Source organism: Streptomyces sp. NPDC096176, assembly GCF_044763255.1.
Taxonomy (GTDB): domain Bacteria; phylum Actinomycetota; class Actinomycetes; order Streptomycetales; family Streptomycetaceae; genus Streptomyces.
In genome coordinates this window covers 632153-658231 of record NZ_JBIWFV010000003.1, presented here as the reverse complement: position 1 = coordinate 658231, position 26079 = coordinate 632153, and the positions used below count along the sequence as shown (strand labels likewise).

Below are 26079 nucleotides of genomic sequence, written 5' to 3'. Positions count from 1 at the left end.
CATGGTGCAGAGCGATGCCGAAGACGTCGAGGGCTACGTGGCCGAGGTGCCGGAGGAGCGCAGGGATGCCCTGGTCAGGCTGCGGCAGATGTGCCGGGCCGAGCTGAAGGGCTTCGACGAGGTGATGGCCTACGGCATGCCCGCGTACGAGCGGGACGGTTCGGCCGAGATCGCCTTCGCGAGCCAGAAGCGGTACATCTCCCTCTACCTGATGCGCAGCGATGTCCGGGAGGCGTTCGAGGACCGGCTGGTCGGCCAGGACATGGGCAAGGGGTGTCTGCGGTTCCGCAAGCCGGAGAGCATCGACTTCGATTTGGTGCGGGACCTGCTGAGGGCCACTGCGGGCGGGCCGGGCAAGGGCTGCTGAAGGCTTCGGGCCGATGGCAGTGTGCGCCCGCGGGAACGCGGGAGAGCACCAAAGCCTGGTCAGGCCACCGCGTTTTTGGTCGCCGAGTCCCATGTGCAGCAGTACCGCACGTCGTCCCTGATGGAGTGGTAAGTGTCCTCGGCGTTGCCCGCCGGACCGTGTGACCGGCATCCGCCGACCATGCACTCGAGTCAACCCCGTGTGCGGAGCCGCAGATCGGCCTTCCCATGGGGGCGACGGCGCATAACGGAGGTGAGGTCCCGCCGGCCGCCTGCGCACGGGGCAGCCCGAAGTGTCGTCGCTGCGTTTCGACCTGCGCGGCACCACCCCCGTGGTCGCCACCGAAATGCGGGTCTTCGACGTGTACGGTCGTCAACTCGCTGACGGTGAAAACGAACACGAGGTCGAAGAACAGCTCGAGGGTGGAAACCCGACCAGACTCGCCATCGCCATCGCTCATGCCGGTATGCATGACACCGAGTTCGACCAACCGGATGAACCGGCAGGGCATGGCGGGGGCGGCGGAGCCGGCCGGCCGGGTCCCCGCCCGGCCGGCTCCGCGACATCGCCCTTGATCAGTGGTCGCGTGTGAACACCTCACCTCTGGTGGAGCCGCTGGAGCAGAGCTTCTTCTCGGCGGCCGTCATCTTGCGGGACTTGGCCATCACCGCACTGTGCTTGCCGTCGGTGCCGTTCATGGCGGGGCCGGTGACGACGTCGGGGACGAACCAGTAGTAGTGGTCCCACTTCCGGTCCTCGTAGTGGGTCTGCCAGGTGCCGGTTATCCGCTGCATCACCTGCGCCCGGGAGATCCAGCCCACTTCTCCCGGCCGTACGGTCACGGTGAAGTTGCTGGTCTCCGTGTGCGAGCTCTGCCAGGTGTAGTTGTACGTCGCGGTCACGCTGGCAGTGATGATGCCTTCGATGCCTCCGCCGACGGTGACCGAGCCGCCGACCGAGTGCGAGGAGCCGACGGTGTCGGCCCATGACATCGACTGAGAGGCGGGTGACGTGGTGCAGTTGTAGAGCAAGTCGGAGACCTGACGGGCCTTGCCGAGGTACGCCTCGCCGACCTTCGGGGAGTTGAAGGTGCACTTGCCTTCTCCGGAGCCGCAGTCGGCCATGATCTGCTCCGCGGTGGGCTGGTCCTCGGCGGCGGCGGGCAGGGCCGTCGCCGCGACCGTTCCGAGCGCGGTTGCCGTCAGTGCCAGTACACGCCCGCCGTACCGCAGTGCGCGGTTCATCGTCATCGTGGTGCCTCTCACCGTACGTGGGGGGACGGTGACCGCAGTGCGCCTGGTTCTGGCGGGCTACAGTCTCCGCCTGGTGCCACGAGGCTACCCTTCAACGCTCCTGTGACCAAAGGGACTTGAGGTGCCGCGCCCCCGACCCACTACATCTTCGGCGCGGCGGCCCGCATGGACGACGCGCCCGGCCGGGGGGCGCCCTCCGGGACGGACACGCCGTCGGCCCGACCGTCCTTTTACCCACCCGATTGGCGCTCGGCGGCTCGGACCCGACCCGTCGTTTCCGAGGCTTACACGTCCGAGCGCCGCCCATTGATCATCTGTCAGTGTGAGCTGCTGGGGCGGCGCGTGTGCACGCCCCGAGCAGCTCCCGCTGACACGGGCCGGCACGGGAGTAACGGCATGACTCGACAATGGCTCCTGCTGCTTCGACCGGACCCGCACCGGCGTGTCGAACCCGTGGTGCCCACGGCGGTCATGGCGTCATGTCGGAGCTCACGGCCAAGCGGCGTTCCGGCACCGGTGACCGACGCGGCCCATGGCCCTATTCGTGCTGCCCACTCCCCGGGGTCGAATCGTCGGCGGCGGCGCGCAGGCGCTTGCCCCGTTCGCCGAGCGCCCACTTGATCGGGATCAGCACTGCCCACCACAGCTTCGCGCCTGTCGGAGACACGAAGGCGAGTGGCACGGCGATGGCGAAGACCAGCGCCGTCGCCACGAGATCGGCCGCGTCGTTGCGGGCGACGCGATCGGGCAGCTCCGCGCCGGCCAGCCAGGGGCGCTTCCACAACGCGATCATCAAGGCGAGTTGGGTGACTCCCATGACTGCGACGGCCCCGGAGTAGACGGCCACCGACTGGGGCATGTCCCCGTACTCGGCCAGCAGGGTAGTGGGGAAGGGCATCAGGGCGATCAGCCCCAGGCTCAGCAGTCCCAGCCTGATGACCGCTCCGTCCACCCTCTCCACGTACTGGAAGATCTGGTGGTGGCCTCGCCAGAACGCCGCGATGACCAGGAAGCTGAGAGCGTACGCCCACACCCTCGGCATCACGTCCGCCAGCGCCTCTTCGAAACGGGCGGAGTCCAGGCCGACGGGCAGGGCGATGTCCAGCGCCAGCAGTGTCATCGCGATGGCGAACACGCCGTCCGAAAGGGCGATGAGCCGGACCGCGTTCCCCTCGTCGTCCCTCACTCCCTGGTGACCTTTCACGCTGCCCCACCTTAGGGACAAAAGACCGTGAATGCCGTATCTGGGCTATTCGGCCTGGATGTCTTTCCTCGACGCGCAGAGCCTCAACGCCTCCGTGCGGGCACGAGCACGCCGGGATTGAGGATTCCGGTGGGGTCAAGTGCGGCCTTGGCGGCGGTCAGCGCGGCGGCGAACGGGTCCGGGCGCTGGACGTCGTACCACGGGCGGTGGTCGCGGCCGACCGCATGGTGATGGGTGATCGTGCCGCCGTTGTCGGCGATCGCCTCGGAAACGGCTGCCTTGATCTCGTCCCACTGGGCGACAACGCTGCCCCAGCGGCCGGGCGCGTAGACCCCGAAATACGGTGCCGGTCCATCCGGGTAGACGTGGGTGAACCTGCAGGTCGCCACACCGTCTTGGCCGGTGACCTTGCGGATGGCGTCCCGAGCCGCGTGAGTCACGGCATGATGAAGGTCTTCGTACCGGTCCCATGTGCACGCCGTCTCGAAGGTCTCGGCGATCACCGAGTGCCGGGCGAGCGCGTCGCGCTGATAGGGCATCCGCAGGAAGGAGGAACGCCACGTGTCGCCGGCGCTCTCCTCGGCAGACCCGGCGGCGATCTCGCCGCCGTGGTCCCGGCACAGTTCCTCGGCCCGGTCCAGTGACGTGCGCACCGGATGGTCCGCCGACTCGAACCCCAGGATCAGCACGCCGCCCTCGACGGCAACACCTGCGTTGATCAGCGCCTCGGCGGAATCGAGCAGCCGGCAGTTCGCAGGGTGCAGCTCGCTCTGCGCGACCGCCCTGGTGGCCGCCACCGCCGCCGTGTGGTCGGCGAAGCGCACAGAGGCCTTTGCACGCCAACGGGGCCGTTCCTGCAGGCGCATCCACGCCTCGGTGATGACGCCCAGTATGCCTTCGCTGCCGAGGAAGAGCCGGTCGGGTGACGGGCCCGCCCCGGAGCCCGGCAGCCGCCGTGATTCGCTGGTCCCGCTCGGGGTGACCACCCGCATCGACTCGACCATGTCGTCGATGTGGGTGCGCAGCGTCGCGTAGTGGCCGCCCGCCCGGGTGGCCAGCCAGCCGCCCAGGGTGGAGTACTCGAACGACTGCGGGAAGTGCCGCAGGGTCAGGCCGGACGGCCGGAGTTGGTCCTCCAGGTCCGGGCCGAACACGCCCGCCTGGATGCGCGCTGCCCGGCTCACGGGGTCGATCTCCAGCACCCGGTCCAGTCGCTGGAGGTCGATGGTGACCGCGGCACGGTCGTCGTCGAACCGGGGCTCGATTCCGCCGACGACCGAGCTGCCGCCACCGTAGGCGATCGCGGCGATCCCGTCGCGGGCACACCAGTCGAGCAGGTCGACCAGGTCGCGTTCCCGTCGAGGCCGGGCCACCAGATCGGGCACATGGCGCAGGTCCCCGTGCAGATTGCGCACCACGTCCCGGAATGCCTTGCCGTGGGCGTGCCCCGCCCGGTCGGCCGGGTCGGCGGAGCAGAGGGCCGCGAGTGCGGCGGGGGCGGACACCCGGGGAGTGGGCAGCCCGAGCGCGGAGACGTCCGGTGGTTCATGTCCCGTCACGTCGCCGGGCGCCAGCATCCGAACCCTGGCCAGCAGAGCCTCCAGCTCCGCGCCGACCACCGCCTCCTCGACCTTGCCCCAGCCCCACCACGACCGTGTCATCGCCACGCCCCTCGAATTGACTATGGGGTAAATTACTTGCTGGTCACACCGGGTGCTAGAGTGGGTGCGTGACCAAGGCCGGAACCAAGGGCGTCGCCCGCGCCGATCGGGAACAGCAGATCATCGGCATCGCGATCGAGGAGTTGGGCAAACGAGGCCACGCCCGGGCGTCCGTCGTCGACATCGCCCGGCTCGCAGGCATCTCCAAGCCGCTGATCTACGGCTACTTCGGCTCCAAGGACGGCCTGTACCTGGCCTGCCTGCGCCATGTCGGTGACCTGCTGGTCGGAGCCGTCGACGCCGCTCAGACCCGCAGCGGCTCGTCCGACCACGCCCTGGACACCCTCGCCGCGATCTTCGACGCGGTCGGTCCGTGCCGCCACGCCTGGTCCGTGCTCTACGACCCGACTCTTCCGCCCACGGGCGAAATCCACGACGCCGCGATGCACTACCGAAGCAGGCTCGCCGGCATCGGCGCCTCGGGCAGCACACAGCTCCTCACCCGCGCGGGACACCGCGACCCGCTCGACCACGCGTTCCTCAACCACATCTGGCAATACGCCGTTACAGCCGTCATGCGTTGGTGGATCGACCACCCCGAGCAGTCCCCTGCAGACATGACGGCCCGCTGTGCACGCCTCCTGTCCGCACTGGGCCCCCACTGACGCGGAGAGGATCTGCCGGCCCCACGGTTTGGGTGGCGCCGCCGGGCGAACACCTCCCACCATCGGCACACGGGCGAATGGAACGCCCCGATCCGCCGGACCTGCAGCGGCACGCCGTCGGGCATCCAGGCCTCGGCGAAGACCCTGATCGCAACACGGCGATGCAACGTTCCGCGCCGTCTGGGCTCCGCGATTGAGGGGATTTGAGCGGCGTTCACGGTGTCAGCACGAGATGGGCGCTGCCTGTCCACTCAGTGATGCGCTCCGCATGGCAATCTCCCAGATTCGAACACTCAGTCACCCCGGCCCCGTGGTCCCGCCATTGGATCCGAGGTGCCCGACCTGGGAGAGGACACCCCCCACACCATGTCCACTCATCGCCTGCGCACCCGGCGACCCTGGCGCGCCGCAGCTGTCGCGGCGGCCGTCGCGGCCATCGCCGTTCCGTCGGTCGCCGTCGCCACCCAGTCAGCACCCGACCCAGGCCGGTCCGCGGTCGCGGCAGGGTCATTGGACGACACGTATTACAAGGACGCCTTGGGCAAGACCGGCCCTGAGCTGAAGTCGGCCCTGCACTCCATCATCAGCGAGCAGACGAAACTCTCCTACGACCAGGTCTGGGACGCGCTGAAGACGACGGACGAGGACCCCGACAACCCCGCGAACGTGATCCTTCTCTACACCGGCCGATCCCAGGCCAAGACCGACAACGGCGGCGACCCGGACCAGTGGAACCGCGAGCACGTGTGGGCCAAGTCCCACGGCGACTTCGGCACCGCCACGGGCCCCGGCACCGACATCCACCACCTGCGCCCCACGGACGTGTCGGTCAACAGCACCCGGGACAACAAGGACTTCGACGCCGGCGGCGACGAGGTCGGGGAGGCGCCGGGCAACTTCACCGACGCCGACTCCTTCGAACCGCGCGACGCGGTCAAGGGTGACGTGGCACGCATGATCCTTTACATGGCCGTCCGCTACGACGGCGAAGACGGCTTCGCCGACCTCGAACCCAACGACCAGGTCGGCAACGGCTCCGCCCCGCACATCGGCCGTCTGTCGGTACTGAAGCAGTGGAGCAAGCAGGACCCGCCCGAGACGTTCGAACAGGCACGCAACGAGGCCATATTCGGGATCCAGAAGAACCGCAACCCGTTCATAGATCACCCAGAATGGGTCGACTCCATATGGCAGTAGTCCTGCCGGGTGCCACCGAAACGCACAACACATCGTCGGCAGGCAGCCGGATGCGGCGCGTTTCACTCGGCGCCGTCCCGCGGCGATGACGACGGGAGTGCCCGGAGACCAACGGCCCTCCAGGCACTCTCGGCATTTCCGCGGCCGGCGGCAGCATGCCGTTGCTCAGGTGACACGGGAGGCGATGGTTCGCGCGCACGCCAGAGACTCGTTGTGCGTCGTGTCCACCTCCAGGTCATAGACGACCCCGTCGTGAACCACATCCGCTTGCAACGCGGCCATTCCCTGAACCCGATCTCCGCGCGCGACCTCACGGCCGGCGGCGACCGTACTCTCACACCTGACGCCGACCCACAGGACATCCAGATCGCCCAGCACCTTCTGCCACCGTTGCTGGGACTCCGCTCCGCCGAGGAAGACATCGTCGATGATGACCTTGGCGCCGGCGCGGACCATCGCCGCGACGCCTTCCATCCAGCTCGCCTCCAGCGCCCGGAATTCCGCCCCGACGTTCACCGCGCCGTCCGCCGCGATCTCGAGCCCTTCGGCCGACGCCTGCATCCTCGCGGGCATCGCGTCGACGAACGAGTCGCAGCCGAAGGCCGGCCAAGGCTCGGGGAGCACGGCCTGCAGGCACCGAACGATCCCGGACTTCCCCGAGCTGGAACCACCGTTGAGAATGATCATCTGTGTCGTCACCACGCCACCGTAGGGCGCCGCCCATTCGGCACGAAACGAATATCCGCCGCGCCCAGCACCATCCCTGGTTGGCCTGGTAAAGCGTGTTCGGCAGGAGGAGTCAGTGGCGGCTGACCGTACGGGTCACACCCGCCACGATCGTCGTCGCAAGGATCCAGCCGGTGATGATCAGGGCGTACGACAGCCACTGGTGCCAGCCGTCAGGGGCGAACGCCGGCTCCTGGCCGAAGGTGACGATCGGCAGGAGCAGGTCCAGGGTGTAGAAGACCGGGTTGAAGTCAGGAGCCCCACCCTGGACGGGGCGCGGATGCTCCAGGCCGTACGCGATCGATCCGATGGTCATGAGGGACAGCAGCCAGACGGCCGCGCGCAAGGGCCGGAAGCCGTAGCCGACGACGGCGTCCTGGACATACCCCCACAGCCGTCCGTACCAGGTCAGCGTGGTGCGGCGGCGGCGCTGCTTGGCGAGTTGGACTAGCCGTGCCGCGTCGTCGTCACCGACATGACGGTAGGCGGCCGTCAACTGCTCATAGACGTACGGCTCATACCGGTCGCCGTCCCGCTCCAGCATCGGAAGGCGGCGCTCGGCGGGCTCGTGCGGGGCGAGCGCGGTGTAGGTGAGGTTGCTGAGATACACCTGGTCCGGCAGCATCTCCGGTTCAAGGGTCAGGATCTCTATGTGAGAGCGCCGCAGGTTCAGGGCGCCCTCGAGGCGATCGCCCCCACGAAGCCAGAGTTCACCGATGACACAGCTGCTCGCCCGCAGTGCCGTGTCACCCGGATGCGACAGGCGGGCGTGGAGCAGGTCGAGACGGCCCGATATGCGCGAGCCTCGGAGCTCGACCCGCCCCAGCGTACGGACGCACCGCGCCCGTACATGTGCTCCTACATGGAGATTCTGCGCGTCCAGCGCAGTGCCGTCGGGCTTGTTGAACTCGGCGTCTTGAATGTTGATCCGCCCGGCGACGGAGGCGCCGGTGAGTCGTACCTGTCCGTGCGCGCGCATCTCGGGGGCCCACAAGTCGTCCCCGATCGTCGCCTGGTTGAGCATCAGCACAGGCTCGGAGTCGTCCGGCGCCGTGAACTCCGCCCGCTCCATGAACAGCGCCCCGGAGACCTGCGCCCCGCCGAGCCGCACCGGCCCCCGCATACGGCAGTCCGTCATCCGCAGCGCCCCTTCGACCCGCAAGGTCCCCGAGCTCAGGCCCGGTAGAACGGACTTGCTCAGATCGAGCTGGCGCAGCTGGGCCCCGTACAGGCGTGGAGCGGCGTCGAATTGGCAGTGGCGCAGCCGGATGACAGCGTCGATCGTGGCGTAGTTCAGGTCCAGTTCGCCCGTGATCCGCGCACCCGTGATCTTGAGCGCGGCGATCTCCCCCTCCTCCTGCGGAGCCTTGAGCAGCAGCGTCCGCAGCACACTCGCCCGTATGGTCCGCTCGGCGCCCCAAGGGTCGCCGAGCGCCTGATCCTCGTTCTCGGAGGCGCGGAAGTCCACGGGCTCGCCTCGTGGAAAGGCCCGCCATACACACGCCTCGGCCGGCGTCAGATCGTTGATCGCGCTCACGCCGGGACTCTGACGTGCGGTGTTCGAGCTGTCAACTGCCCTACGGAGCCGGCCTTGTCGGCCGATCGGCGGACCGGGCGGCCCCTGACGTGACGCCGCACGTCCGTGCCTCCCGTCCACCGGCGCGTGCAGCCCTGTGCCGCGCACCAAAGGAGAGGAAGGTGTCGCCGTTCATCGGCGTCCGTCACGTGGGGTGACCGGGAGCGTCCGCGGGCGAACCGGCCTGGGTGGTCGTCGCCCCCTTCGTCGGTGCGCCACATGCCCACATCGATCAGGATTCGAGAAGCGCGGGTCGTGGAGCCGCGCCTAGCCTTGAGGCCATGGACATCACCATTCACACAAGCTTCCTCCCGCACGACGACCCGGACGCTTCCCTGGCCTTCTATCGCGACGTCCTCGGCTTCGAGGTCCGCAGCGACGTCGGGCAGGGCAAGATGCGCTGGATCACGGTCGGCCCCGTCGGCCGGCCCGACACGTCCATCCTCCTGGCGCCGCCGGCCGCCGACCCCGGGGTCACCGAGGACGAGCGCCGCACCATCACCGAGATGATGGCCAAGGGGACCTACGGCTGGATTCTGCTGGCCACCCGGGACCTCGACGGCGTCTTCGAGAAGGTGCAGGCCGGGGACGCCGAGGTGGTCCAGGAGCCGACCGAGCAGCCGTACGGCATCCGCGACTGCGCATTCCGCGATCCCGCGGGCAACCTGGTCCGCATCCAGGAACGTCGCTGAGCCCTGGTGCCGGTCACCGATCCGACTGTGTCGGCAGGTGTCGTGACCAGCTGCGAGGCATACGGCGGCCTGCGCTCTTTGGCCGCCGCCGTCCTCGACCACCCCTCAAAGCCGCGCGCAGCGCAGGGGTGTTCGCGAGGTCGGCCGCCGAGGCCGAGGCGGCGCGCACCCGCCGCCCCCAAGCGCGGCCGCCCGCATGCGCACCAGGCCGACCGCCGGCTTCCGTCCCGCGGCCGTGACGCCGTTGCCCGGCCGCTCGCCCCGCTCGTCGACCACGGCAAGCCGGTCATCACCGTCGAGCACCTCGCCGCATATGTCGGTATGCAATCAGGTGCTCGCGGACATCGATGAAAGGGAGTTCCCTCATGTGTCATCCCTCGTGGGGGCGTGCACGCGCCGCGGCGCAGCGCCTGAGCGACCTCGCGCGCCTGCGCCGCGTCCGCGACCGGATCGACCGGGAGCATGCGCAGCCGCTGAACGTCGAGGCGCTCGCCCGCGGCGTGCACATGTCCGCCGGGCACCTCAGCCGCCAATTCCGGCAGGCATACGGCGAGTCGCCGTACGCGTACCTGATGACGCGCCGCATCGAGCGAGCGATGGCGCTGTTGCGTCGTGGCGACCTGAGCGTCACCGAGGTCTGCTTCGCGGTCGGCTGCTCATCGCTGGGCACCTTCAGCACCCGCTTCACGGAGCTGGTCGGCATGTCGCCCGGCGCCTACCGACGCAGCGCAATGGGCGCTGCGGGCGCTGCGGCGGGGATGCCGCCGTGCGTGGCGAAACAGGGGACAAGGCCGATCAGGAATCAGGAAGCGCCGGTCGCCGAGCCACAACCGGCGTGAGCGTGGTCGGCTTGCTCGTCGCGGGCAGGCTGTTTCTTCCTCCTCATGCTGAAAACCGACCGCGGGGCGCTCGAGACCGAGCCCGGGGATGTGAGCGCCTTCGAGCACTGGCCACCGGAAGGCTGAAGAGGGCGTCTCGCGGCAGACGCCCCGCTCGCGGCGTGAGCAACTCAGCCACTTCGCAGGCGGGGTGCCACTCCCCTCCCGCGAGCGTGCGCGCGGTCCAGTAGGCCACCTCGGCCGCCGGCTTGCCGAAGGTGACTTCCACTGCTAGCGGCTCGGCTCAGATCCTTGGCCTTTCAGTTGCCCCTTTGCTGCGTGGTCAGCCCGCTGGCAAGCCGGCGATCTGAGTGACGAGGAAATCGAGCCGTTCCTCCTGGCCGTCCGGGGGGATGCGGCCGCTGTCGGACAGGACAGCCATGCCGTGCAATGCGCTCCAGGTGACTTCGGCGAACAGTTCGCTTCGTTCGTTTTCCGGTCGGAAGCAGCTGACGAACTCGTCGAAAGCGGCCCGTAGCGGGGGTGGTGTCTCGGCGCTCGCGAACTTCATGCCGGTGGGCAGGACGAACATGGCCTGGTACAGGGCAGGCCGATCGGTGGCGAAATCCAGATAGGCGCGGCAGACGGCGCGCAGGGCCTGCTTGGGCTCGGGGGCGGCCTGTCGCGCGCGGCGCAGGTGGGCGGCGAGTTCGCTGAAGCCGTCGATGGCGACGGCGCTCACGATGGCGTCCTTGCCGTTGAAGTGGCTGTACAGCACCGGCTGGCTGTACTCGACGCGTTCAGCGAGCCGTCGCGTCGTCACCGCCTCCCAGCCTTCGGCCTCCGCCAGTTCGCGCGCGGCTGTGACGATCAGCTGATGACGGTGGGCGCGATCACGTTCACGGCGCTCGTTGATGGCGGACATGACGACATCCTAGCAATGCTAGACATCTTGTCGACGCTAGGACTATCGTCGCTATCACTACTAGCGCCGCTAGGAATCGCTGCGGGCGCTGCCACCGGGAGGGGGCAATCCATGCTCACCAACATCGCCAACGTGCTCGTCGGCCTGATCGGCGCAGGCATCATCTTCATGGGCGCGCGCGCCTTTTGGGCACCGCAGGCCGCGGTTGGCTTCGGCATCCCCGACACGCCGACCGCGGACCGGACCTCCCAGGCCTGGCTGTCCGTCAAGGCCGTGCGCGACATGGCCTCGGGGCTCTTCATCTTCATCCTGCTGGCTGGAGCGACACCTCACTTGTTGGGCTGGTTCTTGCTGGCCGCCACCGGTATACCCGTCGGCGACGCGCTGATCGTGCTGCGCAGCAACGGGCCCAGGGCGGCCGTTTACGGCATTCACGGGACCACCGCTGTGGTGATGCTGGCGGTCAGCATGCTCCTGCTCCTTGCGTAACCGCTTGTCACGCCGCGTGGGCCGGGTATTGCGTCCACTGACGGATGAGTGACTCGTGGGCGAAGTTGGTCTTCGGTCCGGCGCGGGCGTTGCGCCGGACGACGTGGGCCGCGACGCGGCGTTCTACTCCTCGCGGGCGCGGTGATCGGTTCCGGGGGACAGCGAAGTAGCGCAGCACCGTTCCCCATCCTGGCGCTGCCGGACGGTCCGTTTCACTCCTTCGCCTTGAACCGGGTGTTCCGAGTGGTGAAGAGGGTGGGGGCCGTGTAGCGTCAGTGGCAGCTGTCATGGTTCCGAAGTACCGGTCGCCCGTGAGCGCGAGTTCGCGGGCGTTTTGCTGTTCAAAGCCTCTGAGGACCAAGGCGATCACCTCCGGTTTCCGCACGGTGCGGAAACCGCTCATCAGTCCCCTTGGAGGGCAAATGGCCAGCGGAACCGTCAAGTGGTTCAACTCGGAAAAGGGCTTCGGCTTCATCGAGCAGGACGGCGGAGGCCCGGACGTCTTCGCGCACTACTCGAACATCGCAAGCTCTGGCTTCCGTGAGCTCCAGGAAGGCCAGAAGGTGAACTTCGACGTCGTCCAGGGCCAGAAGGGCCCGCAGGCGGAGAACATCACCCCCGCCTGAACCGCTTAGGCCGACGCCCGCCCCGCTCCGTCGGGGCGGGCGTCGGCGTTCCGCGTGGAAGTACCGACCGACGGGTCTTGGCATCACGAAAAAAGTGCCGTGCCCGTGGGTCCGCTCAGGTACGGTCGGCGCCCATGACGCCCTCTCGCACTCGCCCTCCCTTTTCGGCCGACGAGCGGACGCAGCTTGTCGGATGGCTCGACATGCAGCGTGCGATCGTCCACTACAAGTGCGAGGGCCTCTCCGACGAGGACGCCCACCGCCCCCTCCTCCCGTCCTCTCCTCTGATGACGATGGCCGGTGTCGTCTCTCATCTCCGCTGGACGGAGAACACCTGGTTCGAGGTCCTCTTCCTGGGCCGGCCGGCCGATGGACCGCAGTTCGTGGAGGAGCCTGAGGCCGCCGACATGCGGGTCGAGGGCATCCCGCTGGCACAACTGCTCGACGAGTACGTGAAACAGTGCGCGATCTCCAATGAGATCGTCGCGGCACATCCACTGGACCAGACCGGTCGGCACCCCGACTTCCGTTCCGCCTCTGCTTCGTTGCGCTGGATGCTGATCCACATGGTCGAGGAGACCGCCCGGCACGCAGGTCACATGGACGCGATCCGGGAACTGCTCGACGGCGAAAAGGGTTACTACTGATCTCTGCTGAGCGTCCCGAGGAACGCCCTACCGAGCACTCTTCGGGGCCGCAAGAGCCTGGACCCACCAAGGCCCGTCGGGCCGGAAGTTCACTCCCACGCCCATGTCCGTGAAACGGCAGTTCAGAAGGTTGGCGCGGTGCTCGGGGCTGCGCATCCAGTCGGCCACCACAGCTGTGGGGTCGTCAGGCCCTCGGTGGAGGTTCTCCGCCCAACGGTTCCAGTCGTAGCCGACCGCCTTCATCCGATCCCCGGCGTCGCTACCTTCCGGGCCGACGTGTTCGTAGTAGCCGCGGGCTGCCATGTCGTCGGCGTGAGCCAGCGCCGCAGTCTGCAACTGCTCGTCCAGGGCCAGCCGCGGGCAACCTGCCTTGACACGTTCCGCATTCACCAGGGCGGCGATCCGCGCCTGCGGAGTGGCGGCGGCACGTCCGGTGGCCGGCGGCAGGGCGACGGCGGTCTCCGCAGGGCTCGGGCCGACGTCGGCACCAGGGTCGGAACCCAGGTCCGCTCCTGTACCGGCCGTGCCTCCCGTACCGCCTGTCGAGCCGAGAAGCAGCTCCCCCGCGATGACGGCGGCGATCAACATCATGCCTGCGGCCAGAGCCAGGAGAGCCCGCCACGGCCACAACCGGTGACCTTTCCAGCCCACTCGCATGACCTGTTCTCCTTCCGCGACAGCGAACGGCCCGGGCGGGAGATGCTCGGCGCGCGGGCGGTCGAGGCAGAGGGTTTCACAGTGGCCGTGGACACCAGGCTTCCCACGCCCGTGGCTCGGCACATCGGGCGACATCGCAGACCACCACCGACTGTGACGGTTACCGTGGGTGACGCTCCGGGATGCGGTTGCGGCCCGGCGCTGGTTCGCTGGTCGGGCCCGCTCTCCCGAACTACCGCAAGGAGCGATGATCATGAGCGTTGCAGGTGAGTCCGGCGGCCGTGCCCGCCAGATGCGTGAGAAGGCACAGGAGCTGAAGCAGGCCGCGGAGCGCGCCACCGACCCCCAGGAGCGTCAGCGCCTGGAGGAGAAGGCCAAGCGGCTGCAGTCGCAGAGCGAGCAGGAGAGCAGCATGGGCGGCGGCGACATCTACCCGTCGAAGTAGGCCCCGTTCGACGGCCGGCTGCCCCAGGGCGCCGGCCGACCGCACCGCCCGGCCGGTCGCGTCCCGCTCCCCTCGGGGGGAGTTGGACCCGTCCCGGTCGGGCAGTGTCGTGTCGGCCCAGTCGTCTCCGGGGGCGGCCCCCACCCCCGTGGTGCGGGGGCCGCCCCGCGAGGACACCTTGGGGCCGGGTTCAGTAGAGCTTCGCGACGGCGATGCCGGTCGTCTTCTTGAAGCCCTCGAGGGGTGCACCGTCGAGGTCGCCCATCTGGCCCCACTCGACGACGGTCACCGCCCGGCCGTCACAGCCGACCGAGTAGAGGGCGATGTCGCTGGAGCCGACGTCGGGCAGGGACGTGTCGATGCTGTAGACGTGCGCGCCCTCCTCCACATTGACCTTCCCGTGGTAGACGGCCTCGCCCTCGAGTCCCGGGTACTCGGCCTTGAGGCGGTCCAGGCAGGTCTCGATGGAAGAGCGGAGCTTGGCGGCGAGTGCCTTCGCCTTGGCGGTGGTGGACGCGACGGTGGTGGTCTGGCGGGCGTTCGTGTCGAGGTCCGTCCTGAAGTCGCGGTACCTGGTCGCAGCCTTCGGTGTGACGCCCGCTGTGCACACCGACCCCAAGTCGGGCAGCCCCTGCTGGACCGGGTCGGCCTGCCACGGGGTGGAGGAGGCCGGCAGCTGCGCCGCGGACAGAAAAGCCGGGGCCGGGGCGGCCGCGGCGGTGGACATGGTGAGCGAGGTGACGGTCGCGGCCACGGCTGCGGCGGCCAGGGCGGCGGAGCGGATGGGCTTCATGGAAGTTCTTCCCCCAGTTCGGTGGCGTGCTGAACGAACGCCAGATTGAGCGGCGCGCACGGCAGTTGCAAGGACTGAGGCCCGTTCGGGAACGGTGGAACCATTCCACCCAGGTTGACGTGGGCTTTGTTGAGCGGGGTGAAACGCCTCCTGAAACGGCCGGCCGGGAGGAGCGGGAGTGGTGGAAGCGCCGATGGAGGACGCGACCGAGGCGTTCGCACGCAGGCTGAACGAGCTGCGGGAGGGCTCCGGCCGGACTTACGGGGCGCTGGCGCGACGGGTGGGCGTCGGCGCCTCGACGCTGCACCGGTACTGCTCCGGGCGCACTGTTCCGATGGAGTTCGCGCCGGTCGAGCGGCTGGCCCGGCTGTGCGGGTGCGAGGGCGAAGACCTTGTGGCGCTGCACCGGCTGTGGGTCCTGGCGGACGCGGACCGGGCCATGCGCCAGGAACGTGCGGCAAAAGCGGCCACGGACAAGGCAGGAGCGGTCACGGAGAAGGCGGGCGCACAGGACGACGTTCCCGGTGGCCGCCCTCCCGCTCGCGCTGCCGCTACCGCGAGCCGGCCGGCCGATGACGAGGCGCCCCGGCCCACCGCCCCGGCTGCCACCGTCACCGTCACCGACACCAAGGCCACCGCCACCACCACGTCCGCACCGCCGCGCAGCCGGCGTGCCGCGTACGCCGCCGCATGCGGCGCGGCGGGCGTCGCGTTCACGCTGGTCCTCGGTTTCGGCGGTTTCACGCTCACCTCGGGCAAGGAACACGCCTCGACGGAAGCGGAACGCGGCGAACCCGGCCCTCCCCGCGCGGGCGCCGGCGCGTCCGTACCGTCGTCCGCCTCGCCGCGCCCTACCGAGCCGCGTGCCGAAGCCTCCCCTCCAAGGGGCAGTCAGAGGAACGCGCCACGGAACACCGTCTCGCCCGGCCCCCGGGGGCCCTCGTCCCCGGCAGCGCCAACCGACCCGTCCGCCGGAGCGCCGTTCACGTGGGTGAGCGACGATCACGTCTGGAGGTACGGATGCGACCATGCCTACCTCGTCGACCGGGCGCCGGGCGACGTGCCGCCGCCACCGGCCGAGGCCGACGCCGAGTCGTGGGCCCGGTCGCTGCGCGCACGGCACGGCGCCGAGACGGGGGTGCGGATCACACTGCAGGGCACGGGCCCGGAGACCGTAGTGCTGGAGTCGCTGCAGGTGCGTGTGACCGCGCGCCGGGCTCCGGAGCGGCGCAATGTGTACCGCATGGATTCCGGTTGCGGGGGGTCGCTCACGCCGCGGCTGTTCGATGTGGATCTGGACATGCCCCGGCCCGTCGCCCACGCCAAGGCGGGCAACGACGCTGGGGAGGCAATTCCGGCCGTCTCGTTCCCGTACCGCATCTCGGCCACCGATCCCGAGGTGTTGCTCGTCACCGGCCGTACGGTCGCGTGCGACTGTGACTGGTATCTGCAGCTGCGGTGGTCCAGCGGCGGCAGGTCGGGCACCGTGCGGATCGACGACGACGGCCGGCCTTTCCGTACCAGCGCTCTGACGGCAGGTCAAATGTACGACTACGACTACGGTTCGCGGCGCTGGGTGTCGTCCCCTCCCACGTAGTTGGGCAGCATCGACCCTGCGTGTGGAGTCGACCGGCCCCAGGGCATCGTGGTGCCTGCGAAGGAAACCGATGCCCCCCATAGGGGTTTGGGAACGCCCGGCCCGGCAACCCGCTTGTCGAGGCATCTATGACAAGAAACCCAGAGAACGAGAACGCAGAGAAGAATCCGGACCAGGAAGGCGGTCGGCCCCTCCGTTCGGTGGACGTACTGCGCGCGGCGCGCGCCGAGCTCACCGAACTGACGGGAATGACGGCGGAGACCGTGTCGTCGTTCGCGAGGACGGAGGACGGCTGGCAGCTCGTGGTCGAAGTACTCGAGCTGGCCCGTGTCCCCGACACAGGAAGTCTCCTCGCCTCCTATGAGGTCGAGGTGGACACCGAGGGCCAACTGACCTCGTACCGGCGGACACGGCGTTATGAGCGCGGGCGGGCCGATCGCCCGTCCCCGGCCGGGTCCTGAACCCCGGGCCCTGAACGCGGGCCCCGACCTGGCCCACACGCCCGCCCCCGTTCTCTTGCGACGAACGGGCGGAGAACGCCACCCGAAGCATGACTCAGGGAGGTCATCAAGCAATGACTGTTGTCCCGGCACAGCAGAGCACGGCAAGCCGCGGCGGATCCAGCGGACTGTACGACGTACTGGAATTGATACTCGACCGAGGGCTGGTGATCGACGCCTTCGTGCGCGTCTCACTGGTCGGCATCGAGATCCTGAAGATCGACGTCAGGGTCGTCGTCGCCAGCGTCGACACCTATCTGCGGTTCGCGGAGGCGTGCAACCGGCTCGATCTGGAAGCCGGACCCCGCAAGGACCCCGGACTTCCCGACCTCGTCGGCCAGATCACCGAGTCCGGCGCCCGCGGCAAGTCCAAGGGCGTACTCGCCGGAGCCGCACAGAGCATCTCGGATGCCTTCGGCGGAGGCGATGACGACGAGAAGAAGGAGAAGGAGCCCGCGTCGCGCACCCGGCGCACCAGCAGCTCCCGCCGTAAGGAGGAGCAGGAGTGAGCACGTACGTCTACGGGATCACCCGCAACTCCCCGGACACGAACCTCGATGCGTATCTCTCCTCGCGGCCGTCCGGCGTGGGCGAACCGCCGCAGCCCGTGCGGGTGGTGGGCGAGGGAAGACTCGCCGCGCTCGTCAGCGACGCGCCGGAGGGTCTTCGGCCCAAGCGCCGGGATCTGCTGGCGCATCAGAACGTGTTGACCGAGGCGGGCGCGGCGGGCCCCGTGCTGCCGCTGCGGTTCGGTGGTGTGTCGCCCGACGACGGGGCGGTCGCGGCCGTGCTGGCGGAGCGCGAGGAGCACTACCTCCAGCGGCTCGAGGCGGTGGACGGCAGGGCCGAGTTCAATGTGAAGGCCGACCACGACGAGGAGGCGGTGCTGCACCGGGTGCTCGCCGACGATCCCGATCTGCGTGCGATGGGCGTGGCGCAGCAGAACGCCGGCGGCGGGAGCCACGAGGACAAGCTCCGGCTGGGCGAGTTGATCGTCACCGCTGTGCAGCGGCGGGAGGAACTGGACCGCGCCGAGATTCACCAGGCGCTCTCGTCCGCCGCGGTGGACTCCGCGCCCGGCCCGGACGGTACCGGCCGGGTGGCGAACCTGTCCTACCTGGTGGAACGTGACCACGCCGAGGAATTCCTGTCGGCCGTCGCCGAATTCCAGCGGGCGAACCCCCAGCTCCGGTTGCAGGTCAGCGGTCCCCTGCCGCCGTACAGCTTCGTGGAGTGATGTGATGGGCCTGCTGGGAGAGCTGCTGCTCCTGCCCGTCGCACCGGTCCGCGGCACCGCGTGGGTGCTGCAGCAGGTCGTGGCTGAGGCGGAGCGTCAGTACTACGACCCCGCTGCCGTGCAGCGTGAACTCGCCGAACTCGTTGAGCGGTTCGAAGCGGGAGAGATCGAAGAGGACGAATTCGACCGCCGCGAGGACGAGCTGCTTGAGCGTCTGGCGAGGAGAGGTGATCCGCGATGACCACAGCGACCGGCCGGTTCCCCGGCACCTACGACTCAGGCGGCGGGGCCGATCTCGCGGACATTCTCGAGCGGGTCCTCGACAAGGGCATCGTCATCGCCGGTGACATCCGCATCAATCTTCTCGACATCGAGTTGCTCACCATCAAACTGCGGCTGATCGTCGCCTCGGTGGACAAGGCGAAGGAGATGGGCATCGACTGGTGGGAGGACGACCCGGCACTCTCCTCCGGCGCCCGCAGGCGCGAACTCGAGGAGAAGAACGCCGAGCTGGAGCGCAAGGTCGCCGAGCTGCAGTCCGCCGTGTCCGTCACGGGACGCGGCCTTGCCGGCGAGAACGAGCCCCAGCACGATCACCGGGACCGGGCATGAAGCAACTGTTTTATGTGTACGCCGTGGCCCGGCCCGTCGACGACGCGGCGTCCTTCGCGGCAGCGGGGGTCGGCGGTGCTCCGGCACGGTTTGCCGAACACCGGGGCCTGGCCGCCGTAGTGAGCCACGTGCGGGCCGAGGACTTCGAGGAAGCCCCGCTGCGCGCGCACTTGGAGGATCTCGACTGGCTGGCGGACACCGCCCGGGCGCACGAGTCGGTGGTCGGCGCCTTCAGCGGCATCACGAATGTGGTGCCGCTGAGGCTGGCCACCGTGTGCCGCGACGAGAGCGGGGTGCGCCGGTTGCTCGACGAGGGGCACGACCGTTTCACGGCGAGCCTTGCCAGGCTCGACGGCAGGGTCGAATGGGGCGTGAAGCTGTACGCCGAGCCCGACGCAGCCCCCGAACCCGACACCCACCCGGAGCCGGCCGCCGCACCGGCACGCCCCGAGACGGCAACCTCCGGCCGCGACTATCTGCGGCGGCGGCTGAGGAGCCGGCAGACCCGGGAGAAGAGCTGGGCGCGCGCTGACGCTCTCGCGCAGCGCCTGCACGCGGAACTCGCCGGGTGCGCGGAGGCCCAACGGTTGCACCGTCCGCAGAGCGGTCAGTTGGCCCAAGGGCCCGGCGTCAACGTGCTCAACGCCGCTTTTCTCGTGCGACGCGAGGAGAGTGACGCCTTCGTCGGGCTCTTCGAGCGGCTCGCTCCGCAGGAGTCCGGGTTTCGGGCCGAACTGACCGGCCCGTGGGCCCCGTACTCGTTCGCCGACGTCCATGTACCGCAGCAGCGGGAGAGCCGGGAGGATCAGGACGAGGGACGGACGGGGACATGACCGTGGCCGACGACACCTCGCCCCTCGCACGGCGGGAGCTCGCCCTCGTCGACCTGCTGGACAGGCTGCTCGCCGGCGGCGTGGTCGTTGCGGGCGACATCACGCTGCGGATCGCGGACGTGGATCTCGTACGGATCGATCTGAAGGCGCTGATCACTTCGGTCGGTCCTCGGGTGGCGTCACCGTGGTCGTCGTGGGAGGAGGACGGATGAGCGGGACGGCGCGCCGCCGGGTGGAACTCGACCCGGACACCGTGGAGCGCGACCTCGCCAGGCTTGTGCTGACGGTGGTCGAACTGTTGCGGCAGCTGATGGAGCGGCAGGCACTGCGCCGGGTCGACACCGGAGAGCTCACCGAGGACCAGGAGGAGCGCATCGGCATGACGCTGATGCTGCTCGAGGACCGGATGGACGTACTACGGGAGAAGTTCGGCCTGGAGCCCGGTGACCTCAACATCGACCTCGGCCCTCTGGGGCCCTTGCTCCCCCGCGGCGAGTGAGGGCCGGCTCGGGGCCGACGGGCGATCAGTTCCCGCTCTCACGCGCAGCGTCGAAGCGGCTACGTCAGCAGGAACGCCATCGCCGTGGCGGCTCCGACGCCGGCACCGGCGGCGGTCTCGGCGACCGATTGGTAACCGAGTGCGACGGGTGACCAGCACACGGCGAGGATATGGGCGGGAGCGTTCCCGAGGACCATCACCAGGGAGCCGAGACCTGTGGAGCCGAGATCACGAAGAAGTTCGGGGCGCGCTGTCTTCGGTCCACGACGTGCCGGTCGCCCCCCGTGCCCCGCCGGCGTTCCCGCTCGATATAGGCGGCGGGGGCGATTCCCGCTCACAGCGCGCCCAGCAGGCCCCACGCAAGCCCGGTCCAGCTGTCGGCTGCGCATTGCCGATGCGATGCCGAGCATGCCGACGAGCAGGACGTTGCGGGGGTTAAAGCACGTCCGTGACCCGGCGGGCCACATCGGTGGTCTTCTGCGTGACGCCGGCGGACATGCCGGTTCCGTCGGAGAAGGGGATCGGGGAGGCCGTCAGGGACGGGATCGGGGGCCGTCTGCCCTCACAGTCGGCGGCCATGATCGTAACCACCGCGCCGGCGCCGGAGGGGCTCAGGTCAGCCGGCGGTCGCCCGCTCCGCCCCGCTCCCGAGCACCTCGGCCGCCACGCGCAGGTCGGAGAGCAGCCCCCGGTACGCAGCTTCGCGGTCGTCGGCCCGCAGGACCGCAGACGGGTGGATCGTCGCGACCACACAGCCGTGGGCGGCGGCCTCGCCCACCGGCATGCCGTCGGCGCCGGGCGCATCGCTGTGGCCGAGGGCGTCCCAGGCGGGCATCGGCAGGAGCAGCCCGCGCTGCTGGGACACCTTGAACGAGGTGCCCAGTACTGCCTTCCCGGCGGTTGCGCCGAGCGCCATCACCAGTTCGGGATCGACCTTGTGCAGCTCCGCCGCCAGCCAGGGGCGGCAGGCGGACATCTCACGCAGGCTCGGTGCCTTGTGGATGCGGCGTTTGCCCCGCGCCGCGGGCTCGAACTTGAAGTGCTTCACGGCGTTGGTGAAGTAGGCCGAGTTCTCGTCGATCCCGGCTTCCTCGAGCGCTTCCCGCAGGAGCCTTCCTGCCGGTCCGACGAAGGGCTCGCCCTGCCGGTCCTCCTGGTCACCGGGCTGCTCCCCCACGATGACGATGCGTGCCGAGGACGCCCCCGCTCCGAACACGGTCTGGGTGGCGTCACGGAACAGGGGGCAGCCCTCGCAACCGGCCGCGGCACGGCGCAGCGCCGGCAGGCCGCCTCGCGGTGGGACGAACGGACTCGCGTCGTAGCCCTGACCTGCTTCCTTCTTGCTGCTGGTGGTCACTGTCCTCGCCCCCGGCTTGCGGCTCTCTCGTCTTCCGGCGGGTTCGCGCGGGCTCGCGCTCCTGCGCGGCGAGTACCCGCGCCGACCGGCGGTACTCGAGCCGGGCCGCTGAGCCACGGTGGTGGTCGGCCGCGAGCCGCGAAATCCACACTGTTGATTCGGGAGAATCCGGGCACTCGACCGCTATGAACAGTCACACCCCGGATTCCGACCCCAGGAACACATCCGGTATCCGCCCCGGCGACGGCGTGCCACCTGGCGAGACGCCGCCCGGTGAGGGCAGTACCGGCTCCGAGACCGGTCCGCGCGGCGACCAGTCGCGCGGCTGGGCGAAGGGGCCGCTGATCGCCATCGGAATCGTTGTCGCGCTCTTCGCGGCGTTCTTCCTGGCCTACGCGCTGATCATGATCTTTTGACGGATGCCCCGCGCGCCCCGCCGGTCCCCTTCGCCGCACGCCCCGCCGCGACGATGCGCCCGAACACGCCCCAGAAGGGAAGACGCCATGTCCGACGAAGCAGCTCAGCGTGACCAGGGACGGGGTGACGACGTCTACCAGCCGGAGAACTCCGACGTGCAGAACCGCCCGAGCGGTGATCTCGACCTGGAGAACGTCATCGATGAGCGCGGGCTGGACGACACCATGGCGGAGGGGTACTCGCCGCCCGAGCGTCCTCTGGGCGTCACCAAGTACGGCACCACCGGGGAGGAGCAGATGCGCGGCGAGACCCTCGACCAGCGCCTCGCCCAGGAGGACCCGGAGGTGGAGGCGCCCCAGGACAACGGCATCGGGGATCTGGTGGACGGTGACGGCGAACTGGTCGACAAGGAGGCGGGCGAGGAGCGGGCCGGTCGTCTCACGGCCGCGTACGACCCCTCCCCCAGGCGGCCCAGCGACGTGGTGGCCCGTGACGTGGGCATCGACGGCGGTGCTGCCTCGGCCGAGGAGGCCGCGATGCACATTGCCTACGACACGGACATGGAGGACCGGTAGCAGGTGCCGTGGTCCTCGCCGGAACCCTTTGACGACCCGGCGCCGGACCAGCGACGGAAGGTGCGAGGCATGCTTTTCCATGACCGCAGGGAGGCGGGACGCGAACTCGCCGGCCTCCTCGCCCGGCGCTTGGACGAGGGAACGCTCGGCAGCCCGTTCGTGCTGGCGCTGCCCCGCGGCGGCGTACCGATCGGCGACGAGATCGCCAGAGCACTGGGCGCCCCACTGGACGTCGTGGTGGCACGGAAGATCGGGGCCCCGTACAACCCCGAGGTGGGTGTCGGCGCGCTGGCGGGTGAGGGGCCTCCGCTCTTCGACGAGCGGACGCTCGCGATGCTCGACCTGACGGCCGACCGGCTGGCTCCGCAGGTCGCCAGGGAGCGCACGGAGATGCACCGCCGCGAGGATCTCTACCGCGGCGGGCGCCCCGCGCCGGAGGTGAGCGGCAGGACGGTCGTCGTCGTGGACGACGGACTGGCGACGGGCGTGACGGCCCGAGCGGCGCTGCGCGCGGTCCGCGGCATGGGGCCCGGCCGGCTGCTGCTCGCTGTTCCAGTGGGTTCGCAGGAAGCGGCCGAGGCGCTCACCGCGGAAGCGGACGAAGTGCTGTGTCCCCACCGGCCGTCGCTGTTCCACGCGGTGGGGCAGTGGTACGAGGACTTCGACCAGGTCGGTGACGAGGAAGTGGTCGCCATACTGCGGAGATACGCCGCAGCTCCCTGACGGGGCAGGGCAGTACGGGAACCGGCCCTCGTCTCCCGTATGAACAGGTTGTCAAACGCCTCGTTCGGCGGGGACTTCGGGGACATCAACGCCCTCCGGTGCGCAGAGCCCGCCCTGGGATTCTGCATTCCGCCGAATTCAACAAAGACCTTGGGCATCATCATCTTCGTTGGCATGCTTGAGCGACCCGCGGTCCGGTTGGGCGCATGATGTCCCCTGCCCCCGCTTTGCGCGGTTCGCCCAGCTCATGGCGGAGGTGTAGAAAGAGCTTATGGCCGGACGCTACGGCCGCCCGCGCTCGGTTCTTCGGATGCGAACTGTCGCAGGTCAGGTCTTTCTCCTGCAGGTGGCGATCGTGGTGTTGCTCGTCGCCGCGGCCATGGCGGCGCTGGTGTTCCAGTCACGCACCGACAGCGACCGCGAAGCTCGCAACCGGTCGGTCGCCGTGGCCGAGACCTTCGCCAACTCCCCCGGGATCGAGCAGGCACTGGCAAGTCCGGATCCCACCGCGGTGCTTCAGCCCAAGGCCGAAGCCGCGCGCGAGCGTTCCGGCGTGGACTTCATCGTCGTGATGAGCACCGAGGGCATCCGCTACACCCACCCGCTGACGGACCGGATCGGGAAGAAGTTCGTCGGCAATCTGGCCCCCGCCCAGAACGGCAAGGTCCTCACCGAGAAGATCGTCGGCACCATCGGACCGCTCGTCCAGGCCGTCGTCCCGGTCACCAACGACAAGGGCACCGTGGTGGGCCTGGTCTCCGCCGGCATCACCATCGAACGCGTGAGCGGTCTCGTGGAGGAGCAGTTCCCTCTGCTGTTCGGCGCTGCGGGCGGCGTGCTGCTCCTGACCACGGGGGGCACGGCGCTGGTGAGCAGAAGGCTGCGCCGCCAGACGCACGGGCTCGGTCCTGCCGAGATGACCCGGATGTACGAACATCACGACGCTGTTCTGCACGCGGTGCGCGAGGGGGTCATCATCGTGAGCGGCGACGGCCGGCTGCTGCTCGCCAACGACGAGGCGCGCAGGCTGCTGAACCTGCCGCAGGACGTGGACGGCGCCCCGGTCACCGAACTGGGCCTCGATCCGCTCACAGGACATCTGCTGTCCTCGGGAAGGACCGTGACGGACGAGGTCTTCCCCGTGGGAGAGCGACTGATCGCCGTCAACCAGCGCTCGACGGACCAGCACGGCGGGCCGCCGGGCAGCGTCGCCACCCTGCGGGACACCACGGAACTGCAGTCCCTGACCGGTCGTGCCGACGTGGCGAGGGGTCGGCTCAGGCTGCTGTACGACGCGGGCATGGAGATCGGGACCACCCTCGACGTGGTGCGCACGTGTGAGGAGCTCGCCGAGTTCGCGGTGTCCCGGTTCGCCGATTTCGCGACCGTGGACCTGGTGGAGGCCGTGCTGCGCGGCGAGGAGCCGACTGCGACCGGCGCGGACACCGACATGCGGCGGTCGGCGTTCGCCGGCCCGACGGAGACGGAGCTGTACCCGCTGGGACAGGTGATCCGCTTCGTCCCCACCACGCCGATGGGTACGGGGCTGGGCAGGGGCGAGGCGGTCCTGCAGGCGGATCTCACAGCTCTCGGAGGGTGGCAGGAGCAGGATCCGGTACGGGCGCAGAAGCTTCTCGAGTACGGGATCCACTCGATGATCGCCGTTCCGCTCCGTGCCCGGGGCGTGATTCTGGGCGTGGCCATGTTCTGGCGCGCGCAGAACCCCGAGCCGTTCGAGGAGGAGGACCTGTCACTCGCGGAGGAGCTGGTCGCCCGTGCCGCGGTCAGCGTCGACAACGCCCGCCGCTACTCGCGTGAGCACACGATGGCGGTCACGCTGCAGCGCAGCCTCCTCCCGCGGACTCTGCCCGAGCAGAACGCCCTCGACGTCGCCTACCGCTACCGCCCCGCGCAGGCCGGACTCGGCGGGCTGGGCGGTGTGGGCGGGGACTGGTTCGACATCATCCCGCTGCCCGGGGCCCGGGTGGCGCTCGTCGTCGGGGATGTCGTGGGCCATGGGCTGCACGCCGCCGCGACCATGGGCCGGCTGCGTACCGCGGTCCACAACTTCTCCAGCCTGGACCTGCCGCCCGACGAGCTGATGTTCCACCTCGACGAGCTGGTGGCGCGCATCGACCAGGACGAGACCGACGACGGCGCAGACGCCGGCGTCACGGGCGCCACCTGCATCTACGCGATCTACGACGCGGTGTCGGGGACCTGCAGCATGGCCAGGGCCGGTCATCTGCAGCCGGTCGTCGTCCACCCGGACGGCACGGCCGAGTTCGCGGACGTGCCCGGCGGGCCGCCGCTGGGTCTGGGCGGTCTGCCGTTCGAGACCCTCGAAGTGCGGCTGCCGAAGGACAGCCGCCTCGTGCTCTACACGGACGGGCTCGTCGAGGACCGGGAGCGGGAGATCGACGAGGGCCTGGAGCTGCTGCGCCGCACACTGGCCGAACACGCCCGCTCCGACCCCGAGGAGACATGTGAGGCGGTGCTCGACGCGCTCGTGCCCGAGCGTCCCCGCGACGACATCGCGCTGCTCGTCGGACGTACGTGTGTACTGGACTCGAGCCAGGTCGCGGAGTGGGACGTGCCGCCGGACCCGTCGGCGGTGGGACGGGTGCGGGCCGCGGTGGCGGAGAAGCTCGCCGAGTGGGGCCTGGACGAGGAGGCCTTCACCACCGAATTGATCCTCAGCGAGCTCGTCACCAACTCCATCCGTTACGCCTCCGGAGAGATCCGGGTGCGGCTCATCCGCGACCGGGCGCTGATCTGCGAGGTCGCCGACCAGAGCAGTACATCACCGCATCTGCGGCAGGCGGCCACCACCGACGAGGGGGGCCGCGGGCTGTTCCTGGTCGCTCAGTTCGCCGAACACTGGGGCACGCGGTACACGGCCGACGGGAAGGTCATCTGGACGGAACAGCCCCTGCCCGCCGAGCAGCCGGCCGTGCGGACGCCTGACGCCGTCGGATGACGTGCGCG

32 protein-coding genes and 1 pseudogene are annotated in these 26079 nt (G+C 69.5%); 23 read left to right on the top strand and 10 right to left on the bottom strand.

Features of this window, described 5'->3' with window-relative positions; translation table 11 throughout:
• The first annotated feature begins 1 nt into the window (after position 1).
• Together ACIQ7Q_RS11745 and ACIQ7Q_RS11740 are read left to right on the top strand one after the other, a co-directional pair.
• Positions 2–367: an iron chaperone gene (locus ACIQ7Q_RS11745; RefSeq protein WP_403859114.1), complete on the top strand. Its 366-nt coding sequence runs from the start codon at positions 2–4 to the stop codon at positions 365–367.
• A gap of 292 nt (positions 368–659) precedes the next feature.
• Positions 660–959, top strand: coding sequence for a hypothetical protein (locus ACIQ7Q_RS11740; protein WP_403859112.1), 300 nt, complete (start codon positions 660–662; stop codon positions 957–959).
• Here the strand turns inward: ACIQ7Q_RS11740 and ACIQ7Q_RS11735 are convergent.
• From ACIQ7Q_RS11735 to ACIQ7Q_RS11725, 3 genes are all read right to left on the bottom strand, one after another.
• Positions 943–1617: a hypothetical protein gene (locus ACIQ7Q_RS11735; RefSeq protein WP_403859110.1), complete on the bottom strand. Its 675-nt coding sequence runs from the start codon at positions 1615–1617 to the stop codon at positions 943–945. The two genes, ACIQ7Q_RS11740 and ACIQ7Q_RS11735, sit on opposite strands and share 17 nt — an antisense overlap.
• Positions 1618–2158: 541 nt before the next feature.
• Positions 2159–2824, bottom strand: coding sequence for a TMEM175 family protein (locus tag ACIQ7Q_RS11730; protein WP_403859108.1), 666 nt, complete (start codon positions 2822–2824; stop codon positions 2159–2161).
• Between the two features lie 83 nt (positions 2825–2907).
• On the bottom strand, positions 2908–4485 hold the full coding sequence (locus ACIQ7Q_RS11725) for an FAD-binding oxidoreductase (RefSeq protein WP_403859106.1): 1578 nt from the start codon (positions 4483–4485) through the stop codon (positions 2908–2910).
• A 68-nt stretch (positions 4486–4553) separates the two neighbouring features.
• Between ACIQ7Q_RS11725 and ACIQ7Q_RS11720 the strand changes: the two genes are divergently transcribed.
• Together ACIQ7Q_RS11720 and ACIQ7Q_RS11715 are read left to right on the top strand one after the other, a co-directional pair.
• A complete protein-coding gene (locus ACIQ7Q_RS11720) occupies positions 4554–5150 on the top strand; it encodes a TetR family transcriptional regulator (protein ID WP_403859104.1) in 597 nt (198 codons plus the stop codon).
• A gap of 366 nt (positions 5151–5516) precedes the next feature.
• On the top strand, positions 5517–6347 hold the full coding sequence (locus ACIQ7Q_RS11715; protein WP_403859102.1) for an endonuclease I family protein: 831 nt from the start codon (positions 5517–5519) through the stop codon (positions 6345–6347).
• 165 nt (positions 6348–6512) lie between these two features.
• Here the strand turns inward: ACIQ7Q_RS11715 and cpt are convergent, their stop codons facing one another.
• On the bottom strand, positions 6513–7034 hold the full coding sequence (cpt, locus tag ACIQ7Q_RS11710; RefSeq protein WP_403859193.1) for a chloramphenicol phosphotransferase CPT: 522 nt from the start codon (positions 7032–7034) through the stop codon (positions 6513–6515).
• Between the two features lie 112 nt (positions 7035–7146).
• On the bottom strand, positions 7147–8610 hold the full coding sequence (locus ACIQ7Q_RS11705; RefSeq protein WP_403859100.1) for a membrane-associated oxidoreductase: 1464 nt from the start codon (positions 8608–8610) through the stop codon (positions 7147–7149).
• 320 nt (positions 8611–8930) lie between these two features.
• Between ACIQ7Q_RS11705 and ACIQ7Q_RS11700 the strand changes: the two genes are divergently transcribed.
• Complete coding sequence (locus ACIQ7Q_RS11700) at positions 8931–9341, top strand: VOC family protein (protein ID WP_403859098.1); 411 nt, start codon at positions 8931–8933, stop codon at positions 9339–9341.
• Positions 9342–9706: 365 nt separating this feature from the next.
• The gene (locus ACIQ7Q_RS11695) at positions 9707–10180 is read left to right on the top strand and encodes a helix-turn-helix transcriptional regulator (RefSeq protein ID WP_403859096.1); all 474 of its coding nucleotides are present in this window, start codon (positions 9707–9709) and stop codon (positions 10178–10180) included.
• 322 nt (positions 10181–10502) lie between these two features.
• Here the strand turns inward: ACIQ7Q_RS11695 and ACIQ7Q_RS11690 are convergent, their stop codons facing one another.
• The gene (locus ACIQ7Q_RS11690; RefSeq protein ID WP_403859094.1) at positions 10503–11084 is read right to left on the bottom strand and encodes a TetR/AcrR family transcriptional regulator; all 582 of its coding nucleotides are present in this window, start codon (positions 11082–11084) and stop codon (positions 10503–10505) included.
• A 111-nt stretch (positions 11085–11195) separates the two neighbouring features.
• On the opposite strand from ACIQ7Q_RS11690, the gene ACIQ7Q_RS11685 reads away from it, so the two are divergent.
• From ACIQ7Q_RS11685 to ACIQ7Q_RS11675, 3 genes are all read left to right on the top strand, one after another.
• Positions 11196–11573 (top strand): DUF4267 domain-containing protein, encoded by a 378-nt coding sequence (locus tag ACIQ7Q_RS11685; protein ID WP_403859092.1) that lies wholly within the window; start codon positions 11196–11198, stop codon positions 11571–11573.
• A gap of 422 nt (positions 11574–11995) precedes the next feature.
• Positions 11996–12199: a cold-shock protein gene (locus ACIQ7Q_RS11680; RefSeq protein ID WP_100105551.1), complete on the top strand. Its 204-nt coding sequence runs from the start codon at positions 11996–11998 to the stop codon at positions 12197–12199.
• A 134-nt stretch (positions 12200–12333) separates the two neighbouring features.
• On the top strand, positions 12334–12846 hold the full coding sequence (locus tag ACIQ7Q_RS11675) for a DinB family protein (protein ID WP_403859090.1): 513 nt from the start codon (positions 12334–12336) through the stop codon (positions 12844–12846).
• A gap of 27 nt (positions 12847–12873) precedes the next feature.
• Here ACIQ7Q_RS11675 and ACIQ7Q_RS11670 read toward each other — a convergent pair whose 3' ends face one another.
• Positions 12874–13503: a CAP domain-containing protein gene (locus tag ACIQ7Q_RS11670; RefSeq protein ID WP_403859088.1), complete on the bottom strand. Its 630-nt coding sequence runs from the start codon at positions 13501–13503 to the stop codon at positions 12874–12876.
• A 253-nt stretch (positions 13504–13756) separates the two neighbouring features.
• On the opposite strand from ACIQ7Q_RS11670, the gene ACIQ7Q_RS11665 reads away from it, so the two are divergent.
• Complete coding sequence (locus tag ACIQ7Q_RS11665; RefSeq protein ID WP_403859086.1) at positions 13757–13948, top strand: DUF6381 family protein; 192 nt, start codon at positions 13757–13759, stop codon at positions 13946–13948.
• A 190-nt stretch (positions 13949–14138) separates the two neighbouring features.
• On the opposite strand, the gene ACIQ7Q_RS11660 is transcribed toward ACIQ7Q_RS11665, so the two are convergent.
• Positions 14139–14741: a hypothetical protein gene (locus tag ACIQ7Q_RS11660; protein WP_403859084.1), complete on the bottom strand. Its 603-nt coding sequence runs from the start codon at positions 14739–14741 to the stop codon at positions 14139–14141.
• Between the two features lie 178 nt (positions 14742–14919).
• Here ACIQ7Q_RS11660 and ACIQ7Q_RS11655 point away from each other — a divergent pair, with 178 nt between their 5' ends.
• From ACIQ7Q_RS11655 to ACIQ7Q_RS11615, 9 genes are all read left to right on the top strand, one after another.
• A complete protein-coding gene (locus ACIQ7Q_RS11655; protein ID WP_403859082.1) occupies positions 14920–16338 on the top strand; it encodes a helix-turn-helix domain-containing protein in 1419 nt (472 codons plus the stop codon).
• Between the two features lie 128 nt (positions 16339–16466).
• A complete protein-coding gene (locus ACIQ7Q_RS11650) occupies positions 16467–16799 on the top strand; it encodes a gas vesicle protein (protein ID WP_403859080.1) in 333 nt (110 codons plus the stop codon).
• Between the two features lie 113 nt (positions 16800–16912).
• Positions 16913–17347 (top strand): gas vesicle structural protein GvpA, encoded by a 435-nt coding sequence (locus tag ACIQ7Q_RS11645; RefSeq protein WP_403859078.1) that lies wholly within the window; start codon positions 16913–16915, stop codon positions 17345–17347.
• A complete protein-coding gene (locus ACIQ7Q_RS11640; protein WP_403859076.1) occupies positions 17344–18075 on the top strand; it encodes a GvpL/GvpF family gas vesicle protein in 732 nt (243 codons plus the stop codon). The genes ACIQ7Q_RS11645 and ACIQ7Q_RS11640 overlap by 4 nt, the downstream gene beginning before the upstream one ends.
• A gap of 4 nt (positions 18076–18079) precedes the next feature.
• Positions 18080–18316: a gas vesicle protein GvpG gene (locus ACIQ7Q_RS11635; RefSeq protein WP_403859074.1), complete on the top strand. Its 237-nt coding sequence runs from the start codon at positions 18080–18082 to the stop codon at positions 18314–18316.
• Positions 18313–18687, top strand: coding sequence for a gas vesicle protein (locus tag ACIQ7Q_RS11630; RefSeq protein WP_403859072.1), 375 nt, complete (start codon positions 18313–18315; stop codon positions 18685–18687). Before ACIQ7Q_RS11635 ends, ACIQ7Q_RS11630 begins: the two co-directional genes overlap by 4 nt.
• Positions 18684–19520, top strand: coding sequence for a GvpL/GvpF family gas vesicle protein (locus ACIQ7Q_RS11625; RefSeq protein WP_403859070.1), 837 nt, complete (start codon positions 18684–18686; stop codon positions 19518–19520). The genes ACIQ7Q_RS11630 and ACIQ7Q_RS11625 overlap by 4 nt, the downstream gene beginning before the upstream one ends.
• Positions 19517–19732: a gas vesicle protein gene (locus ACIQ7Q_RS11620; RefSeq protein WP_403859068.1), complete on the top strand. Its 216-nt coding sequence runs from the start codon at positions 19517–19519 to the stop codon at positions 19730–19732. The genes ACIQ7Q_RS11625 and ACIQ7Q_RS11620 overlap by 4 nt, the downstream gene beginning before the upstream one ends.
• On the top strand, positions 19729–20019 hold the full coding sequence (locus ACIQ7Q_RS11615) for a gas vesicle protein K (protein ID WP_403859067.1): 291 nt from the start codon (positions 19729–19731) through the stop codon (positions 20017–20019). Before ACIQ7Q_RS11620 ends, ACIQ7Q_RS11615 begins: the two co-directional genes overlap by 4 nt.
• Before the next feature lie 59 nt (positions 20020–20078).
• On the opposite strand, the pseudogene ACIQ7Q_RS11610 reads toward ACIQ7Q_RS11615, so the two are convergent.
• Both ACIQ7Q_RS11610 and ACIQ7Q_RS11605 read right to left on the bottom strand, forming a co-directional pair.
• A pseudogene (locus ACIQ7Q_RS11610) lies at positions 20079–20517 on the bottom strand (hypothetical protein).
• A 118-nt stretch (positions 20518–20635) separates the two neighbouring features.
• A complete protein-coding gene (locus ACIQ7Q_RS11605; RefSeq protein WP_403859065.1) occupies positions 20636–21376 on the bottom strand; it encodes a UdgX family uracil-DNA binding protein in 741 nt (246 codons plus the stop codon).
• Positions 21377–21561: 185 nt separating this feature from the next.
• On the opposite strand from ACIQ7Q_RS11605, the gene ACIQ7Q_RS11600 reads away from it, so the two are divergent.
• The 4 genes from ACIQ7Q_RS11600 (at position 21562) to ACIQ7Q_RS11585 (ending at position 26071) form a co-directional block, all read left to right on the top strand.
• A complete protein-coding gene (locus ACIQ7Q_RS11600; protein ID WP_403859063.1) occupies positions 21562–21792 on the top strand; it encodes a DUF6480 family protein in 231 nt (76 codons plus the stop codon).
• 87 nt (positions 21793–21879) lie between these two features.
• Positions 21880–22368, top strand: coding sequence for a DUF5709 domain-containing protein (locus tag ACIQ7Q_RS11595; protein ID WP_403859061.1), 489 nt, complete (start codon positions 21880–21882; stop codon positions 22366–22368).
• Between the two features lie 69 nt (positions 22369–22437).
• Positions 22438–23091, top strand: a complete 654-nt coding sequence (locus tag ACIQ7Q_RS11590; RefSeq protein ID WP_403859059.1) for a phosphoribosyltransferase — start codon at positions 22438–22440, stop codon at positions 23089–23091.
• A 271-nt stretch (positions 23092–23362) separates the two neighbouring features.
• Positions 23363–26071 (top strand): SpoIIE family protein phosphatase, encoded by a 2709-nt coding sequence (locus ACIQ7Q_RS11585; protein ID WP_403859057.1) that lies wholly within the window; start codon positions 23363–23365, stop codon positions 26069–26071.
• Positions 26072–26079 lie beyond the last annotated feature (8 nt).

Coding starts and splice junctions, on each gene's coding strand:
- ACIQ7Q_RS11660 (WP_403859084.1), bottom strand. CDS start 14,741: ATGAAGCCCATCCGCTCCGCCGCCCTGGCCGCCGCAGCCGTGGCCGCG.
- ACIQ7Q_RS11675 (WP_403859090.1), top strand. CDS start 12,334: ATGACGCCCTCTCGCACTCGCCCTCCCTTTTCGGCCGACGAGCGGACG.
- ACIQ7Q_RS11590 (WP_403859059.1), top strand. CDS start 22,438: ATGCTTTTCCATGACCGCAGGGAGGCGGGACGCGAACTCGCCGGCCTC.
- ACIQ7Q_RS11665 (WP_403859086.1), top strand. CDS start 13,757: ATGAGCGTTGCAGGTGAGTCCGGCGGCCGTGCCCGCCAGATGCGTGAG.
- ACIQ7Q_RS11620 (WP_403859068.1), top strand. CDS start 19,517: ATGACCGTGGCCGACGACACCTCGCCCCTCGCACGGCGGGAGCTCGCC.
- ACIQ7Q_RS11650 (WP_403859080.1), top strand. CDS start 16,467: ATGACAAGAAACCCAGAGAACGAGAACGCAGAGAAGAATCCGGACCAG.
- ACIQ7Q_RS11595 (WP_403859061.1), top strand. CDS start 21,880: ATGTCCGACGAAGCAGCTCAGCGTGACCAGGGACGGGGTGACGACGTC.
- ACIQ7Q_RS11615 (WP_403859067.1), top strand. CDS start 19,729: ATGAGCGGGACGGCGCGCCGCCGGGTGGAACTCGACCCGGACACCGTG.
- ACIQ7Q_RS11745 (WP_403859114.1), top strand. CDS start 2: ATGGTGCAGAGCGATGCCGAAGACGTCGAGGGCTACGTGGCCGAGGTG.
- ACIQ7Q_RS11600 (WP_403859063.1), top strand. CDS start 21,562: ATGAACAGTCACACCCCGGATTCCGACCCCAGGAACACATCCGGTATC.
- ACIQ7Q_RS11685 (WP_403859092.1), top strand. CDS start 11,196: ATGCTCACCAACATCGCCAACGTGCTCGTCGGCCTGATCGGCGCAGGC.
- ACIQ7Q_RS11725 (WP_403859106.1), bottom strand. CDS start 4,485: ATGACACGGTCGTGGTGGGGCTGGGGCAAGGTCGAGGAGGCGGTGGTC.
- ACIQ7Q_RS11715 (WP_403859102.1), top strand. CDS start 5,517: ATGTCCACTCATCGCCTGCGCACCCGGCGACCCTGGCGCGCCGCAGCT.
- ACIQ7Q_RS11680 (WP_100105551.1), top strand. CDS start 11,996: ATGGCCAGCGGAACCGTCAAGTGGTTCAACTCGGAAAAGGGCTTCGGC.
- ACIQ7Q_RS11585 (WP_403859057.1), top strand. CDS start 23,363: ATGGCCGGACGCTACGGCCGCCCGCGCTCGGTTCTTCGGATGCGAACT.
- cpt (WP_403859193.1), bottom strand. CDS start 7,034: ATGATCATTCTCAACGGTGGTTCCAGCTCGGGGAAGTCCGGGATCGTT.
- ACIQ7Q_RS11690 (WP_403859094.1), bottom strand. CDS start 11,084: ATGTCCGCCATCAACGAGCGCCGTGAACGTGATCGCGCCCACCGTCAT.
- ACIQ7Q_RS11625 (WP_403859070.1), top strand. CDS start 18,684: ATGAAGCAACTGTTTTATGTGTACGCCGTGGCCCGGCCCGTCGACGAC.
- ACIQ7Q_RS11630 (WP_403859072.1), top strand. CDS start 18,313: ATGACCACAGCGACCGGCCGGTTCCCCGGCACCTACGACTCAGGCGGC.
- ACIQ7Q_RS11700 (WP_403859098.1), top strand. CDS start 8,931: ATGGACATCACCATTCACACAAGCTTCCTCCCGCACGACGACCCGGAC.
- ACIQ7Q_RS11645 (WP_403859078.1), top strand. CDS start 16,913: ATGACTGTTGTCCCGGCACAGCAGAGCACGGCAAGCCGCGGCGGATCC.
- ACIQ7Q_RS11735 (WP_403859110.1), bottom strand. CDS start 1,617: ATGACGATGAACCGCGCACTGCGGTACGGCGGGCGTGTACTGGCACTG.
- ACIQ7Q_RS11635 (WP_403859074.1), top strand. CDS start 18,080: ATGGGCCTGCTGGGAGAGCTGCTGCTCCTGCCCGTCGCACCGGTCCGC.
- ACIQ7Q_RS11695 (WP_403859096.1), top strand. CDS start 9,707: ATGTGTCATCCCTCGTGGGGGCGTGCACGCGCCGCGGCGCAGCGCCTG.
- ACIQ7Q_RS11670 (WP_403859088.1), bottom strand. CDS start 13,503: ATGCGAGTGGGCTGGAAAGGTCACCGGTTGTGGCCGTGGCGGGCTCTC.